Source organism: Duganella sp. CF402 (assembly GCF_900109645.1).
Taxonomy (GTDB): Bacteria; Pseudomonadota; Gammaproteobacteria; order Burkholderiales; family Burkholderiaceae_D; genus Rugamonas.
In genome coordinates this window covers 714,588-728,892 of record NZ_FOBG01000002.1, presented here as the reverse complement: position 1 = coordinate 728,892, position 14,305 = coordinate 714,588, and the positions used below count along the sequence as shown (strand labels likewise).

Here is a 14,305-nt window from a genome sequence, read left to right as displayed (position 1 = left end):
TCTTTTCGGTAATTCGGGGTCAGGTCCGACATTCGGACACGGGCCCAGCCGTAGCTTCGCATACGGCTGGGCCCGTGTCCGAATGTCGGACCTGACCCCGAATTACTATAAAATCCACGGTTGGCCTCTAATGTTAAAATACCGGGCTAAGATAACTGAGTGACTATGTCTAAGAAATTAACTGCTGACGCGACCGCCGCCGCCCCCGTCTCGTTTGAAGAAGCGATGGCGGAACTGGCCCAATTGGTCGCACAGATGGAGGCGGGCCAATTGCCGCTGGAAGCCTCGGTGGCCGCCTATGCGCGCGGCTCGGAGCTGGTGAAGTACTGCGCCGCCCAGCTGGAAAAAGTCGAATCGCAAGTCAAGGTATTGGAAGGCGAAATGCTCAAGCCCTTCGTAGTAACCGGCGAGGGCGAACAATGAACGCCGCCTTCGACGATTGGATGAAAACCGTGCAGGCCGGATCCGAAAACGATTTATCCGCTTATTTGCCTGCCGCCGATGTTATCCCGACCAAACTGCACGACGCCATGCGCTATGCGCTGCTGGGCGGCGGCAAGCGTGTGCGTCCGCTGCTGGTGTATGCGGCCGGCGCGCTGTTCGGCGCCGATGCGGCGACCCTGAGCCGTGCTGCGGCGGCGGTGGAAATGATCCACGCCTATTCGCTGGTGCACGACGACATGCCATGCATGGACGACGATGCGCTGCGCCGCGGCAAACCGACGGTGCACGTGGCCTACGACGAAGCGACCGCGCTGCTGGTCGGCGACGCGCTGCAATCGCAGGCCTTCATGGTGCTGTCGGAAGCCACCACGGTGCCGCCGGCGCGCCTGATGGCGATGGTGCGCCTGCTGGCCCACGCCTCCGGTTCGGCCGGCATGTGCGGCGGCCAGGCCATCGATCTGGATAGCGTCGGCATCAGCCTGACTTTGGCCCAGCTGGAGCAGATGCACCAGCTGAAGACCGGCGCCTTGCTGCGCGCCTCCGTGGTGCTGGGCGCCCTGGCCGGCAAGGATTTGACCGAAGAAGAACTCAACGCGCTGAATGTCTATGCGCGCGCCATCGGCCTGGCGTTCCAGGTGGTGGACGATGTGCTCGACGCGACGGCCGATTCGGCCACGCTCGGCAAAACTGCCGGCAAGGATGCCGCCGACAACAAGCCGACCTATGTTTCGATTTTGGGTCTGGAGCCATCGCGCGCGCTGGCGGAAAAATTGCGGCTCGACGCGCACGCAGCGCTCGCGCCGTTTGGAGAAAAAGCTCTGCGATTACGCGAACTCGCGGATTTGATCGTGCAGCGGAAGGCTTAAATGAACTTGCTCGAAAAAATAGATTCCCCGGCCGATGTACGCAAACTGGCGTACACCCAACTGACGCCGCTGGCGCATGAATTGCGCGCCTACCTGCTCGATTCCGTGTCGAAGACCGGCGGCCACCTGTCATCCAATCTCGGCACGGTGGAACTGACCGTGGCGCTGCACTACGTGTTCAACACGCCGCACGATCGCATCGTGTGGGACGTCGGCCACCAGACCTATTCGCACAAGATCCTGACCGGCCGCCGCGACCGCATGCATACGCTGCGCCAGTTGGGCGGCATCTCGGGCTTCCCGAAACGCGACGAATCGGAATACGACACCTTCGGCACCGCACACTCGTCGACCTCCATCTCGGCGGCGCTGGGCATGGCGCAGGCGGCGAAGATCAAGGGTGAGCATCGCCACGCGATTGCGGTAATCGGCGACGGCTCGATGACCGCCGGCATGGCGTTCGAAGCGCTGAACAACGCCGGCGTACAGGAAGACGTCAACCTGCTGGTGATCCTGAACGATAACGACATGTCGATCTCGCCGCCGGTTGGCGCGCTGAATCGCTATCTGGCGCGCCTGATGTCGGGCAAGTTCTACGCCGCCGCCAAGAACGTTGGGAAATCCGTGCTGCCAGGCCCAGTGCTGGAACTGGCGAAGAAGCTGGAAGAACATGCAAAAGGCATGGTGGTTCCGGCCACCATGTTCGAGGAATTCGGCTTCAACTACATCGGCCCGATCGACGGCCATGACTTGGATTCGCTGATTCCAACCCTGCAGAACATCAAGCAGCTGAAAGGCCCGCAGTTCCTGCACGTGGTGACCAAGAAGGGCCAGGGCTACAAGCTGGCCGAGGCCGAGCCTATCCTGTACCACGGCACCGGCAAGTTCAATCCTGAAGAAGGCATCAAGCCGGCCGCCGCGCCATCGAAGAAAACCTACACCGAAGTATTCGGCGACTGGCTGTGCGACATGGCCGCCGCTGACAAAAAGCTGGTCGGCATTACGCCGGCCATGCGCGAAGGTTCGGGCATGGTGCGCTTCGACCAGGAATATCCTGACCGCTACTTCGACGTCGGCATCGCCGAGCAGCATTCGGTGACTTTCGGCGCGGGCCTGGCCTGCGAAGGCCTGAAGCCGGTGGTGGCGATTTACTCGACCTTCCTGCAGCGCGGCTACGATCAGCTGATCCACGACGTGGCGCTGCAAAACCTGGACGTGACCTTTGCGCTGGACCGCGCAGGCCTGGTGGGCGCGGACGGCGCTACCCACGCCGGCAACTACGACCTGGCCTACCTGCGCTGCATTCCGAACATGGTGGTGATGGCGGCGTCGGACGAAAACGAATGCCGCCAGATGCTGACCACCGGCTATCACTACAATGGTCCGGCTGCGATCCGCTATCCACGCGGCGCCGGCGTTGGTGCGGCGATTGCGAAGGAACTGACGTCGATCGAAATCGGCAAGGGCGAGATCAAGCGCCAGGGCCAGAAGATCGCCATCCTGGCCTTCGGCTCGATGGTGGCGCCTTCGCTGGCTGCCGGTGAAACGCTGAACGCCACCGTGGCCAATATGCGCTTCGTCAAGCCGCTGGACGTGGAGCTGGTCAAGCAACTGGCCGCCGATCACGACTGCTTCGTGACGGTGGAAGAGGGCTGCATCATGGGAGGCGCCGGTGCGGCCGTGGCGGAAGCGCTGGCGGCGGAAGGCATCGTCAAGCCGATGCTGATGCTTGGCCTGCCGGACAAGTTCATCGACCACGGCGACCCGGCCAAGCTGCTGGCCAGCGTGGGCCTCGACGCCGCCGGCATCACCGCTTCGATCAAACAGCGTTACGCCGGCGACGAGCCGCGCCTGGTCGTCAACAACGGCTAAAGAAGACGCGCCAGACCGGCGGCCATCGCTTTGTATCCCGCGTCGCCGGGATGCAGATGGTCGCCGCTGTCGTAGCGCTGCTGCATGCGTGCCGGATGATCCGGATCGCGCAGCAGCGCATCAAAATCGGCCACCGCGTCGAACTCTCCACTTTCCCTGATCCACTGATTGACCTGATGGCGCAGCGCGTCCTTGGCGGGCGTGTAGTAGCCGGCTATCTGCGTTCCTTCAAACGGCAGCAGCGTCGCGCCGATGATGCGGACTTTGCGTGCGCGCGCCTGGGCGATCAGCTGGCGGTAGGCCGCGATCATGCGTGCAGCCGTCATTGGCGCTTCCTGCGGCGCGAATAGGCTTTGCGGCCAGCCGATATCGTTAATCCCCATCAGCACAATCGCGGTGTGCGCGCCGGGTTGCGACAGTACGTCCTGCTCGAAGCGCGCGGCGGCGTTGACCCCCATGCGGTCGCCCAGCAGGCGGGCGCCGGAAATGCCGGCGTTGACCACCGCCACGCCATCCCTGCTGAGGCGTGCCGCCAGATAGTCCGGCCAGCGGCGGTCCGCATCCGGCGTGGAGCCGTTACCGTCGGTGATGGAGTCGCCAAAAGCCACCACCGCAGACGTAGGCGTCGCCGTATCGACCCAGATCCCACTCAGCAGCGCGCGTCCGTGCAGCACTTGCCCACCTTGCAGCCGTGCTGCGCCGGTCTGGTTGCCGTCGGTGATGTAGCCAGTTTGCTGCGCGCCCCAATGGAAGCTCGCCAGCGACGTGCGCTCGGGCAGATACACGCTGACGACAAGCTTGTCGAGCGCCGCCACCGGCATCTCCACTGGATCGCTGATGGCGGGCGCGCCGGGCGGAATGGCAACGCTGCGCTGCCCGCTGAACGTCAGCGCATGGCCCGCCGCGCCGCCATTCCCATCCGCCTGCGCCGAGGTGCGCGAAAGATGCGCCTCACCCACGATCAGCGGCTGCGTGCCATAACGGTTAGACAGTACGACGCGCACACGCTGGCCGCCCACGCTGATGCGTGCCGTTTCGCGCACCGTCTGCCGCTCCAGTGTGCCCGGTACGCCTGTGGGCAGCGCAAAATCTTGCGCGGCCCACGCCGCGTGCGGGCTGGCCTGCCAAGTTGCGACCCAGTTGTCCGCCCGTGCCGGCGCGGCGATGATGATGGTTGCTGCCATCGCAGCTGCGATACAAATTTTCATGATGCCCTCCTTGGTCGAGAGCCCACGATAGGCTATTCCTCTTCCGCGCAGAAGAAGGCAAAACTGACTATACTTCATTCAAATATGGAATGAGGGGAGCATGGTCACCATTCGGTCATTACGCTGTTTTGTACGCGCCGTGGAACTGGGTAGTCTGTCCGCCGTGGCGCGGGAGGAGGGCAGCACCCAGCCCACCGTCAGCAAACTGATGGCCGCGCTGGAGCGTGATCTTGGTGTGCGCCTGCTGGAGCGCAGCACCACCAGCTTGCAGCCAACACTGCAGGGCAGCCGCTTCTACCAGCGCGCGCTGGGTGTACTGGCCGAATACCAGGAAGCGGTGGCTGAAGCGCGTGGTCAGACCGAAACGCCGGCCGGCCTGATACGCGTGAACGCGCCGGCCGCTTTTGGCCAATTCCGCCTGAACGCCTTGCTGGCGCCATTCCTCGCGCAATATCCGCAAGTCGATATCGAACTGATTCTGGACGACCGCATGGTCGATCTGGTGAAGGAGGGCGTGGATATCGCCGTGCGCCAGGGACGCGACCTGCCGCCGGACGCCATTGCCAGACAGGTGGCGGTGTCGCCTCGCCAACTGGTCGCCGCGCCGTCCTACCTGCAGGCGCATGGCAAGCCGCGCAAGCCGCAGGATCTGGCGCGCTTCGACTACATCCGCTTCGCCTGGCTGGCCGACGGCGATGTGCTGACGCTGCACAAGGAGGATCAGATTGAAACAGTGCTGACGCAGGGCCGCTACCGCGTCAACAATGCGCTGGCGATCCGCGAAAGTCTGGCGGCGGGCGGTGGTATCGGCCTGTGTCCTTTGTGGCTGGTGCAGGATTTGCTCGATAGCGGTGAATTGGTGCGCGTGCTGGGAAGCTGGCATGGCCAACCGCAGCCGCTGCACCTGTTGTCGCCATCGCGCCGCTACCAGCCGCTGCGTGCAAGGTTGCTGCTGGATTACCTGTCTACCCACATCGCGCGGCTGCCAGGATACAGCGCCGCCTGAAATTCCTTGCCTCTGGCGCGGTCTGGCCTATATTGATATAAACAGTTTATATCAGAGGCCTTGATGAATCCGTTTCTTGCAAGCCTGCTATTGTTGACGGCAAGCGCCTCGGCGCAGGTGCCGGAGTCCGGCCGCTGGCAGGAGCTCGCATTCAGCGCGAGCGAAGTGGATGCCAGCATGGAGGAGCGCTACATCGATCGCACGGTCGATCTGGCGGCGGCCGGCAAGCTGGATGAGGACCACCGTCTGCTGGTCCGGTTGCGCTACGTCAGCGCGGAACTGATCCGTGCGGCTATCGCATTGAAACCGGAAGCCGCGCAATGGCAGTGGGAAGTCCATACCACCAGCGATCCCGATATCGACGCGCTGTGCATGGCTGGCGGGAAGATCCTGGTCGGCAGCGCTTTTGTGCACCAGTTGGCGCTTACTGACGGCGAACTGGCAACCATGCTGGCACATGAAGTGGCCCATGTGGTGGCCGAGCATCCGCGCGAAACCTTGTCCGAAGCGATGCTGCTGAACCGCTTGCCGGTCGTGCCGCTGGAGGTGGTGATGGCGCGGCTCGACAGTGACTTGTCGCTGCAGATCCGCTTGTCGAAATTATCCAGCCTGCAGGAGTCCGAGGCCGATCATTTGGGAATGATGCTGGCGCACCGCGCGGGATGGGCGGCGGCCGATATGGTGAGTTTCTACCGCAAGCTGGCGGCCAGCGAGCAGTCAGCGCTGGTGAGCAACGCCTATCCCGCCACCGCCTCACGCGTCAGCATGGCGCGAGGGATGGCGAGGCTGTTTGACGAGTGATTGATCGATTAGCCGCGCTTGCGTTCGTGCTGCCACAGCACGTCGCTGCCGCCGGCGTAGCGGTTCAACGTGCGGGACAGCACAAACAGCAAATCCGACAAGCGGTTCACATACTGGCGCGGGTGCTCGTGGATGGTCTCGGCCTTGCCCAGCGTGACGATGGCGCGTTCGGCACGGCGGCACACGGTGCGGCAGACGTGGGCCTGCGCTGCCGCCCGCGAGCCAGCCGGCAGGATGAACTCCGTCAGCGGTGGCAGGGTGGCGTTGTACTTGGCCAGCAGCGCATCGAGGCGTTCGACATGCGCTTCCTTGATCATCTGGTAGCCCGGGATGCACAATTCGCCGCCCAGGTCGAACAGGTCGTGCTGGATGGTGACCAGTTCATCGCGCAGGTCGGCCGGCATGTCTTCGCACAACAGCAGGCCGATATGCGAGTTCAGTTCGTCCACCTCGCCGATGGAGGTGATGCGCACGCTGTCCTTGTCGGTGCGGCTGCCGTCACCGAGGCCGGTGGTGCCGCCGTCGCCGGTGCGGGTGGCGATTTTCGAGAGTCGGTTACCCATGATATTCAGCCCTTCGTTGCGATGCTGGCGCGGCGCGGATTGTAAGGATCGAAGCCCGGCGTGTTCCAGAATTCCTGGATGCCTTTGGATTCGTACATCGGCACTTCCTCGTCGTACATCGGGAACAGGCCTGCAAGGAAGATGGTGCGGTCCGGGAGTTCGAACTTGATCTGCTCTTCGTTCATGAACTGCGGACGGTAGACGAAGCAGGCGTTCATGGCGCTGTCCTTCGACATCGGCTGGTCGATCTTGAACGAGGCCTGGTAGTGGAACGAGCTATCGTTAAAAAACGATTGCGCGATGTAAGCGGCGGCGCTGCCCCAGCCCTGGTCCTTGGTGTACAGCGAGAAGCACAGTTCAGGCTTGCCGTGTTTCCAGTCCGGGTGGTTGGCGTTGGAGAGGCCGGCGGTGACGGCGGTGGTCATGTCCTTGGCCGGGAAATCCTCAAAATAGTAGATCAGCATGCGCGGACGGTTATCCAGCGCCACCTGACCGATCTTGGCCTGCGCGCCGAACCGTTCTTCCAGCGCCAGGAGCCAAGCCTGTTCGAAATTGTGTTCCATACTCTGTTCCAGTCATTGAAATAGCTGCGCCCGAAAGAATACGACAATGCGCCCGCAACGCGAAGGATTTTCGCGTCATGAGCGTCTCTTTGTTGCCTCAAGGGAATGATGCTGCCGGAATGGTTGCCAACCGCTTGGCGGCTTTTACCAATGCCTTGTCAAAGGTCTTAAATTCACTGCAGCCCGCGCTCATTGCCAAAATTTCTCCGCGCGTACTCCCCAGGGATTCCAAGACCCATGCGAGTTCAAGAAATACGGTTATCGGAACTGTGAAAGGCTCTCGCTCAAGCAGCTGTTGCGCAATAATCGCTTGGGAAGGGGTGTCGTTCAGCAAGTAGCGGGCAAGGATATTCGTGTCGAGCGAAATCATTGCGGCTACTCCTTGCTGGCATCGTCCTTGGCTTTTAGTGTGGCCAGCATGAGTGCTTTGAGCGCAGTTTCACTTGGGAGTGTGCGCCCGGGTTTTGCAAGCATGCCGCGAATAGATGCGGCGGTCGGCCTTTTGATTTTCCCCGATAATTTTGCATTGCTCATGATGCGCCTCGCAAGAATGGGTATTTTACAGCGAGCGTATGTCATATCCCATTGCGCTCGTATGCATTTGCGCAAAGTGGCGTGAAATTTCGCTATCGCGGGTGTTTGTGCTTACAATCGTGTTTCAATCTGTGTTTTTAGGTACACGATCCCATGAACACTGTTACTGATCTTGGCGCGCGGCGGGAGCAGGTGGCGGCGGCGCTGCTGCGGGTGCTGCCGGCGCGGGCTGTGTTGTCGTCGCTGGAGGATACTCGTCCGTATGAGTGCGACGGGCTGGCGGCTTACCGCCAGCTGCCGATGATTGTGGTGTTGCCGGATAGTGAGGCGCAAGTGGTCGCGGTGCTTCAGGTGTGCCGCGAGCTGGGCGTGCCGGTGGTGCCGCGCGGCGCGGGCACCGGCCTGTCCGGCGGCGCGATGCCGATTGCCGATGGCGTGGTGCTGTCGACTGCGCGGCTTAACCGCATTGTGCGTATGGATGCGTATTCGCGGACGGCGGTGGTGCAGCCGGGTGTGCGCAATCTGGCGATTTCGGAAGCGGCGGCGCAGCATGGCTTGTACTATGCGCCCGATCCTTCATCGCAGATCGCCTGTTCGATTGGCGGCAATGTGGCCGAGAATTCGGGTGGCGTGCATTGTCTGAAGTATGGCCTCACGGTGCACAACGTGCTGCGTGTGCGTATGGTGACGATCGATGGCGAGGTGGTGGAGCTGGGCAGCGAAGCGCTGGACGCGCCGGGCCTTGACCTGCTGTCGGTGTTTATCGGCTCGGAAGGCATGCTGGGCATCGTCACCGAGGTGACGGTGAAGCTGGTGCCCAAGCCAGCTACCGCGCGCGTCATCATGGCGTCGTTCGATGAGGTGGTGAAGGGCTGCCACGCGGTGGCGGCGCTGATCGCTGCTGGCATTATTCCGGCAGGGTTGGAGATGATGGACCAGACTTCTTCTCGCATGGTGGAGCCGTTTGTCAAAGCTGGCTATGACACCGAAGCTGCCGCCATCCTGCTGTGCGAAGCCGACGGCACCGTCGAAGAAGTGGAAGAAGAAATCGCGCGCATGACGGCGGTGCTGAACACGGCGGGCGCGATTGCGATTGCCGTGTCGCAGTCGGAAGCCGAACGGCTGAAGTTCTGGTCCGGCCGCAAGAACGCGTTCCCAGCCGCCGGCCGCATCTCACCCGATTACTACTGCATGGATGGCACCATTCCGCGCAAGCGCCTGGGCGAAGTATTGGCCGGCATCGCGGCGATGGAAACCAAGTACGGCCTGCGCTGCGCCAATGTGTTCCATGCGGGCGACGGCAACCTGCATCCGCTGATTCTGTTCAATGCGAATATCCCGGACGAGTTCCACCGTGCCGAAGCCTTTGGCGCGGAGATTCTCGCGCTGTGCGTGGAAGTCGGCGGCACCATCACCGGCGAGCATGGCGTGGGCATCGAGAAGATCAATTCCATGTGCGTTCAGTTCAAGCCCGAAGAGCTGGAAGCGTTCTTCTCGGTGAAACGCAGCTTCGATCCGGCCGGCTTGCTCAATCCCGACAAGGCCATCCCCACGCTGAACCGCTGCGCCGAACTCGGCAAGATGCATGTCAGTGGCGGCGCGCTGCCGTTCTCCAACCTTCCACGTTTTTGACGATGACCATCTACGACGATTTTTCGCATCGCATCCGCACCGCCCAGGCGCCGCTGCGCCTGCGTGGCGGCGGCACCAAGGACTGGTACGGGCAGGCGCTGAACGGTGAGCCGCTCGACACGCGCGTCAACAGCGGCATCATCTCTTACGAGCCGACGGAGCTGGTGATCACTGCGCGTTGCGGCACGCCGCTGGCGGAGATCGAAGCGCTGCTGGCTCAGCACAAGCAGATGCTGGCGTTCGAGCCGCCGCGCTATGTAGGTTCGACTATCGGCGGCGTGGTGGCCAGCGCCTTGTCCGGCCCGCGCCGCGCCGCCGCCGGTGCGGTGCGCGACTTCGTGCTGGGCGCAGTGCTGATGGATGGACGTGGCGAAGTGCTGCGCTTTGGCGGGCAGGTGATGAAGAATGTGGCCGGCTATGACGTATCGCGCTTGCTGGCTGGTTCGCTTGGCACGCTGGGGCTGATACTGGAAGTGTCGCTCAAGGTGCTGCCGGTGCCGCTGCGCGAAGCGAGCCTGGGTTTCGAGATGAGCGAGATCGACGCGCTCACGCGGCTCAATGAATGGGCAGGGCAGCCGTTGCCGATATCCGCCAGCTGCTGGCATCAGGGCGTGCTGACGCTGCGCTTGTCCGGTGCGGATGCGGCGGTGGAGGCGGCGCAGCGCAGGCTGGGCGGACAGGTGCTGGCGGATGGCGAGGCGGCGCTGTTCTGGGCCTCTTTGCGCGACCAGACGCATGGCTATTTCAGCGGCGGCAGTTTGTGGCGCATGTCGGTGCCATCGCACGCCAGCGCAATCATCTTGCGCGGCGAGCAGTTGATCGAGTGGGGCGGCGCGCAGCGCTGGCTCAAAGTGGAGGACGATGCGGCCGACAGCGTGGAGCGTGCGCTTGCGATCCGCCGTACGGTGGCAGCGGCGGGCGGTCATGCGACGCTGTTCCGTGGCGGCGACAAGAGCGTCGGCGTGTTCCATCCGCTGGCGCCGGCGGTGGCGAAAATCCATGATCGGCTCAAGCAGTCGTTCGACCCTGCTGGCATCTTCAATCCGGGGCGCATGTATGCAAACTAATCTGGCGGACTTCATCAAGCATACGCGCGAAGGCGAAGAGGCCGACGCCATCCTGCGCGCCTGCGTGCACTGCGGGTTTTGCACGGCCACTTGTCCGACCTATCAACTGCTGGGCGATGAGCTGGACGGGCCGCGTGGCCGCATCTACCTGATCAAGCAGGTGCTGGAAGGTGCGGAGGTCACGGCCAGCACCCAGCTGCACCTCGACCGCTGTCTCACCTGCCGCAACTGTGAGACCACCTGTCCATCGGGTGTGAAATATGGCCGGCTGGTGGACATCGGCCGCAAGGTGGTGGACGAGCGTGTGCCACGGCCGCTGGGAGAGCGCATCAAGCGCAAGCTGCTGGTGGAAGGTTTGACGCGCAAGACGCTGTTTGGCGCGGCGCTAAGGGCAGGGCAGATCTTCCGGCCGTTGTTGTCGCCGGCATTGCAGGACAAGGTGCCGGAGCGGCGGGACGCCGGCGTGTGGCCGGTGCGCGAGCATGCACGCAAGATGCTGGTGCTCGATGGTTGCGCGCAACCGGCGATGGCGCCCAATATCAACGCCGCCACCGCGCGCGTGCTGGATGCACTGGGCGTGCAGCTGATCGTCGCGCCCAAGGCCGGCTGCTGCGGCGCGCTGCGGCATCACATGAACGAGCAGGAGGCAGCGCTGGACGACATGCGCCGCAATATCGATGCGTGGTGGCCGTACGTGGAGCAAGGTGCAGTCGAGGCCATCGTCATGACGGCGTCCGGATGCGGCGCGACGGTGAAGGAGTACGGCCACCTGCTGGCGCACGATGGCGGTTATGCGGAAAAGGCCGCGCGCATTTCGGCGCTGACGAAAGACCTGAGCGAAATCATGCCTCAGTTCGAGACCGAGCTGGCGCAGCGCGTCAAGGCTGGCGCAGCGGGCAAGGGCCGCGTTGCCTATCACCCTCCCTGCACGCTGCAGCACGGCCAGCAGATACGGGGCAAGGTCGAAGGCGCGCTGCGCGCAATCGGCGTCGATGTGGTGCTGTGCGCCGACAGCCACCTGTGCTGCGGCTCGGCCGGCAGCTATTCGCTGCTGCAACCGGAACTATCGCTGCAGCTGCGCGACCGCAAGCTGGCCAACCTGGAAGACACCGGCGCGCAAACCATCGTCTCCGCCAACGTCGGCTGCACCGCCCACCTGCAATCGGGCACCGAAACGCCGGTGCTGCACTGGATCGAGCTAGTCGACCGCGCTTTAAATCAAGGCTAGCTGCGAGCTGTCGCCGTCAGCCTTGCCGTGCAGGCTGACGATGGGCGGCAGGCTGGCCGCAGCCTGCCACACCGCTGCCGTATCGAAACTGGCGACCCACGACAGCACATCGTCCGCCGGCATCGGCCGCGCGATGCCATAGCCCTGCACCAGGTCGCAGCCGAGGCGCATCAGCATGGCGCCATGTTCGATGGTCTCCACGCCCTCCGCAATCACGCCCAGCCCGAACGAACGCGCCAGCCCGATGACTGCGCTGACCAGATGCAGGTCGTCGCGATCCACCAGCATGTTGCGCACGAAGCTCTGGTCGATCTTCAGCACATCGGCCGGCAGGCGCTTGAGGTAGGACATGGATGAATAGCCGGTGCCGAAATCATCGAGCGCAAAGCTGATGCCCAGCGCCTGGCAATCGTGCATGATGTCGCGCACATGCGCGATATCGCTGAGCGCCGACGATTCCAGTATCTCCAGCTCCAGCATATGCGGCGGCACGTCCGGGAACTCGGCCAGTATCGCCGTCAGCCGTTCGACGAAATCGGGACGCTGGAAATGGCGCGCCGCGATGTTCACGCTGATGACCCACAGCGGATCGAACGCACGCCAGGATTGCAGCTGACGCAGCGCCTCGCGCAGCACCCATTCGCCGATATCGACCATCACATCGCTGTGCTCCACGATGGGCAGGAATTCGCCCGGCGCCACCACGCCGCGTTCCGGATGCTGCCAGCGCAGCAGCGCTTCCATGCCGACGATGCGGCCTTTGCGCATGTCCAGCTTGGGCTGGTAGTACAACACCAGTTCATTGGCCAGCAGTGCGTTACGCACCTCGGTGCGGCGATTGTGGTGCGTGCGCACCTGCTCATCGAGATCGGCATCGAAAAAGTGATGGCGATTGCGGCCCGTGATCTTGGCCTGATACAGCGCCTGATCCGCATGCCGCAGCAGGCTGTCGGCGCTGATATCGCTACCAGTGTAGACCGCGATACCGACGCTGGCCGACATGCTCACCGCCTCGCCATCGCACACGTAATCGCGCGCCAGGTCGGCCATCAGTTTGCCCAGCGCCTGCTCGATCGCGGCGCGGCCGTGCAGCTCCGGCAGCAGCAGCACGAACTCGTCGCCGCCCAGGCGCGCCACGTAGTGACGCTGGCCGGCAAAGTCGTGCAGGCGGCTGGCGGCCTGCTTGAGGATTTCGTCGCCCACGGCCTGGCCCAGCGACTGGTTCACGTGCTGGAAGTGATCGAGGTCGAACAGGCATACGGCCAGCAGATAATTATGCTCACGCGCCCGCGCCACTTCCTGTTCAAAGCGGTGCGCCAGCGCGGCGCGGTTGGGCAGGCCGGTGAGGATGTCGTGATTGCTCTGCCACGAAATCTGCTGGATCAGCTGGCGGCGCTCGGTCACGTCGCGGAACACCAGCACCGAGCCTTGCACTTCGCCCTGTAGCGAGCGGATGGCGTTGGCGGTGTACTCGACGATGCAGGTCTGGCCCTTGCGGTGGCGCAGGCTCTGGTTGCCGACCTTGACCACTTCGCCGCCGGCGTAGATCGCCTTCATCGATTTGAGCAGCGAATGCTGGCCGAAGTTATTCGCCAGCACAAACACCTGGTGCAGCTCCATGCCGCGCGCCAGCGCCGCCGGCCAGCCGGTCAGCTGCTGCGCCACTTCGTTGATGGTATCGATGCGCCCAATCAGGTCGGTGGTGATGACGGCGTCGCCGATCGAGGCCAGCGTGACTTCGATGCGGTCCTTCTCCACCTGCAGTTGCTGTTGTGCGAGCAGGGTGCGCGCCAGCTGCGCGCTCAAATCGTCCTGGCTTTGTTGCAGCTTGTGCACCAGCGCCTGCACGCGCTGCGCCATGTTGTTGAAGGTCGACGCCAGCATGCGGCCTTCGAGCGTGCCGCGTACCGGCAGGCGCACCTCGTGTTCGCCGTTCTGGAAGCGATGGGTGGCATCGGCCAACCGGCGCAGCATGCGCTTGTTGGCGTAGATGATAATCCCCAGCAGCGTGTAGATGATGGCGATATTGACCAGCGAAAGTATCGCCTGCTGCCGCACGTTGCGCCACACCTGCATCAGCGGCAGCGTCGGTTCAAAGCTCAGCGCCAGGGTGGCGTTGCCGATGCTGACGTTCTGGTTAATGGCCGTGATGGGACTGAGGCGCGTGAACCAGTCCGGATACGCCGCAGGCGCAGGCTGGCTGCGCAGCGCCTCCAGATGGCCGCCGGCGTAATCAAGCCGCGCCGCCGACAGGTCGGCATTGAGCAGCAGGGCGGCGGACAACGCGGCATCGATCTGGCCGCGATCAGGCGTGGCCAGCGCCGGCTGCAGGGTCTTGCTCAGATGCGCGGCCAGTTCACCGGCATCCTTCTGGTAGCGCGCGTTGGCGTAGCTGGTTTCGGATTCCAGCAGCAGGTGGTAGCGCACCACCACCACCACTGCGATGATGACGAAAATAGGAATGAACAGCCGGGAATACATGCCCATGCGCAGCCACGGCGATATTAGTTTCCCGAACAAG

General features: G+C 63.3%; 14 protein-coding genes. 8 read left to right on the top strand and 6 right to left on the bottom strand.

What is annotated here, in order from left to right; genetic code table 11:
* Nucleotides 1-165: 165 nt before the first annotated feature.
* Genes BMZ70_RS21295 through dxs form a run of 3 tightly spaced genes read left to right on the top strand, consistent with a single transcriptional unit; the run spans nt 166 to nt 3,182 of the window.
* The gene (locus BMZ70_RS21295) at nt 166-423 is read left to right on the top strand and encodes an exodeoxyribonuclease VII small subunit (RefSeq protein ID WP_092279181.1); all 258 of its coding nucleotides are present in this window, start codon (nt 166-168) and stop codon (nt 421-423) included.
* Complete coding sequence (locus BMZ70_RS21290) at nt 420-1,310, top strand: polyprenyl synthetase family protein (RefSeq protein WP_092279179.1); 891 nt, start codon at nt 420-422, stop codon at nt 1,308-1,310. The genes BMZ70_RS21295 and BMZ70_RS21290 overlap by 4 nt, the downstream gene beginning before the upstream one ends.
* Complete coding sequence (dxs, locus tag BMZ70_RS21285) at nt 1,311-3,182, top strand: 1-deoxy-D-xylulose-5-phosphate synthase (RefSeq protein ID WP_092279177.1); 1,872 nt, start codon at nt 1,311-1,313, stop codon at nt 3,180-3,182.
* Here dxs and BMZ70_RS21280 read toward each other — a convergent pair.
* Nucleotides 3,179-4,390, bottom strand: a complete 1,212-nt coding sequence (locus BMZ70_RS21280) for an SGNH/GDSL hydrolase family protein (protein WP_165403605.1) — start codon at nt 4,388-4,390, stop codon at nt 3,179-3,181. The two genes, dxs and BMZ70_RS21280, sit on opposite strands and share 4 nt — an antisense overlap.
* Before the next feature lie 100 nt (nt 4,391-4,490).
* Here BMZ70_RS21280 and BMZ70_RS21275 point away from each other — a divergent pair, with 100 nt between their 5' ends.
* Together BMZ70_RS21275 and BMZ70_RS21270 are read left to right on the top strand one after the other, a co-directional pair.
* Nucleotides 4,491-5,396, top strand: a complete 906-nt coding sequence (locus tag BMZ70_RS21275) for a LysR family transcriptional regulator (protein ID WP_092279175.1) — start codon at nt 4,491-4,493, stop codon at nt 5,394-5,396.
* 63 nt (nt 5,397-5,459) lie between these two features.
* Nucleotides 5,460-6,197: a M48 family metalloprotease gene (locus BMZ70_RS21270; RefSeq protein WP_092279173.1), complete on the top strand. Its 738-nt coding sequence runs from the start codon at nt 5,460-5,462 to the stop codon at nt 6,195-6,197.
* An 8-nt stretch (nt 6,198-6,205) separates the two neighbouring features.
* On the opposite strand, the gene BMZ70_RS21265 is transcribed toward BMZ70_RS21270, so the two are convergent.
* From BMZ70_RS21265 to BMZ70_RS28420, 4 genes are all read right to left on the bottom strand, one after another.
* Nucleotides 6,206-6,760, bottom strand: coding sequence for a cob(I)yrinic acid a,c-diamide adenosyltransferase (locus tag BMZ70_RS21265; RefSeq protein ID WP_092279171.1), 555 nt, complete (start codon nt 6,758-6,760; stop codon nt 6,206-6,208).
* A 5-nt stretch (nt 6,761-6,765) separates the two neighbouring features.
* A complete protein-coding gene (locus BMZ70_RS21260; protein WP_092279169.1) occupies nt 6,766-7,323 on the bottom strand; it encodes a suppressor of fused domain protein in 558 nt (185 codons plus the stop codon).
* Between the two features lie 97 nt (nt 7,324-7,420).
* Nucleotides 7,421-7,693 (bottom strand): PIN domain-containing protein, encoded by a 273-nt coding sequence (locus tag BMZ70_RS21255; protein ID WP_092279167.1) that lies wholly within the window; start codon nt 7,691-7,693, stop codon nt 7,421-7,423.
* Between the two features lie 5 nt (nt 7,694-7,698).
* The gene (locus BMZ70_RS28420) at nt 7,699-7,857 is read right to left on the bottom strand and encodes a hypothetical protein (RefSeq protein WP_165403606.1); all 159 of its coding nucleotides are present in this window, start codon (nt 7,855-7,857) and stop codon (nt 7,699-7,701) included.
* A gap of 153 nt (nt 7,858-8,010) precedes the next feature.
* Here BMZ70_RS28420 and BMZ70_RS21250 point away from each other — a divergent pair, with 153 nt between their 5' ends.
* From BMZ70_RS21250 to glcF, 3 genes are read left to right on the top strand one after another with little or no spacing between them, the layout of a single operon-like run.
* Complete coding sequence (locus tag BMZ70_RS21250; RefSeq protein WP_092279165.1) at nt 8,011-9,489, top strand: FAD-linked oxidase C-terminal domain-containing protein; 1,479 nt, start codon at nt 8,011-8,013, stop codon at nt 9,487-9,489.
* Between the two features lie 2 nt (nt 9,490-9,491).
* Complete coding sequence (gene glcE, locus BMZ70_RS21245) at nt 9,492-10,556, top strand: glycolate oxidase subunit GlcE (RefSeq protein ID WP_092279163.1); 1,065 nt, start codon at nt 9,492-9,494, stop codon at nt 10,554-10,556.
* Nucleotides 10,546-11,784 carry a glycolate oxidase subunit GlcF gene (gene glcF, locus BMZ70_RS21240; protein WP_092279161.1) on the top strand — a complete coding sequence of 413 codons (1,239 nt, stop codon included), beginning with the start codon at nt 10,546-10,548 and terminating at the stop codon, nt 11,782-11,784. Before glcE ends, glcF begins: the two co-directional genes overlap by 11 nt.
* On the opposite strand, the gene BMZ70_RS21235 is transcribed toward glcF, so the two are convergent.
* Nucleotides 11,770-14,304 carry a putative bifunctional diguanylate cyclase/phosphodiesterase gene (locus BMZ70_RS21235; protein ID WP_229205527.1) on the bottom strand — a complete coding sequence of 845 codons (2,535 nt, stop codon included), beginning with the start codon at nt 14,302-14,304 and terminating at the stop codon, nt 11,770-11,772. The genes glcF and BMZ70_RS21235 overlap by 15 nt on opposite strands.
* Nucleotide 14,305: the final 1 nt, after the last annotated feature.

Excerpts from the sequence above, each read along its gene's own strand:
- BMZ70_RS21270 (WP_092279173.1), top strand. The coding sequence starts at position 5,460 with ATGAATCCGTTTCTTGCAAGCCTGCTATTGTTGACGGCAAGCGCCTCG.
- BMZ70_RS21250 (WP_092279165.1), top strand. The coding sequence starts at position 8,011 with ATGAACACTGTTACTGATCTTGGCGCGCGGCGGGAGCAGGTGGCGGCG.
- BMZ70_RS21255 (WP_092279167.1), bottom strand. The coding sequence starts at position 7,693 with ATGATTTCGCTCGACACGAATATCCTTGCCCGCTACTTGCTGAACGAC.
- BMZ70_RS21260 (WP_092279169.1), bottom strand. The coding sequence starts at position 7,323 with ATGGAACACAATTTCGAACAGGCTTGGCTCCTGGCGCTGGAAGAACGG.
- BMZ70_RS21295 (WP_092279181.1), top strand. The coding sequence starts at position 166 with ATGTCTAAGAAATTAACTGCTGACGCGACCGCCGCCGCCCCCGTCTCG.
- glcF (WP_092279161.1), top strand. The coding sequence starts at position 10,546 with ATGCAAACTAATCTGGCGGACTTCATCAAGCATACGCGCGAAGGCGAA.
- glcE (WP_092279163.1), top strand. The coding sequence starts at position 9,492 with ATGACCATCTACGACGATTTTTCGCATCGCATCCGCACCGCCCAGGCG.
- BMZ70_RS21275 (WP_092279175.1), top strand. The coding sequence starts at position 4,491 with ATGGTCACCATTCGGTCATTACGCTGTTTTGTACGCGCCGTGGAACTG.
- BMZ70_RS21265 (WP_092279171.1), bottom strand. The coding sequence starts at position 6,760 with ATGGGTAACCGACTCTCGAAAATCGCCACCCGCACCGGCGACGGCGGC.
- dxs (WP_092279177.1), top strand. The coding sequence starts at position 1,311 with ATGAACTTGCTCGAAAAAATAGATTCCCCGGCCGATGTACGCAAACTG.
- BMZ70_RS21290 (WP_092279179.1), top strand. The coding sequence starts at position 420 with ATGAACGCCGCCTTCGACGATTGGATGAAAACCGTGCAGGCCGGATCC.
- BMZ70_RS28420 (WP_165403606.1), bottom strand. The coding sequence starts at position 7,857 with ATGAGCAATGCAAAATTATCGGGGAAAATCAAAAGGCCGACCGCCGCA.
- BMZ70_RS21280 (WP_165403605.1), bottom strand. The coding sequence starts at position 4,390 with ATGAAAATTTGTATCGCAGCTGCGATGGCAGCAACCATCATCATCGCC.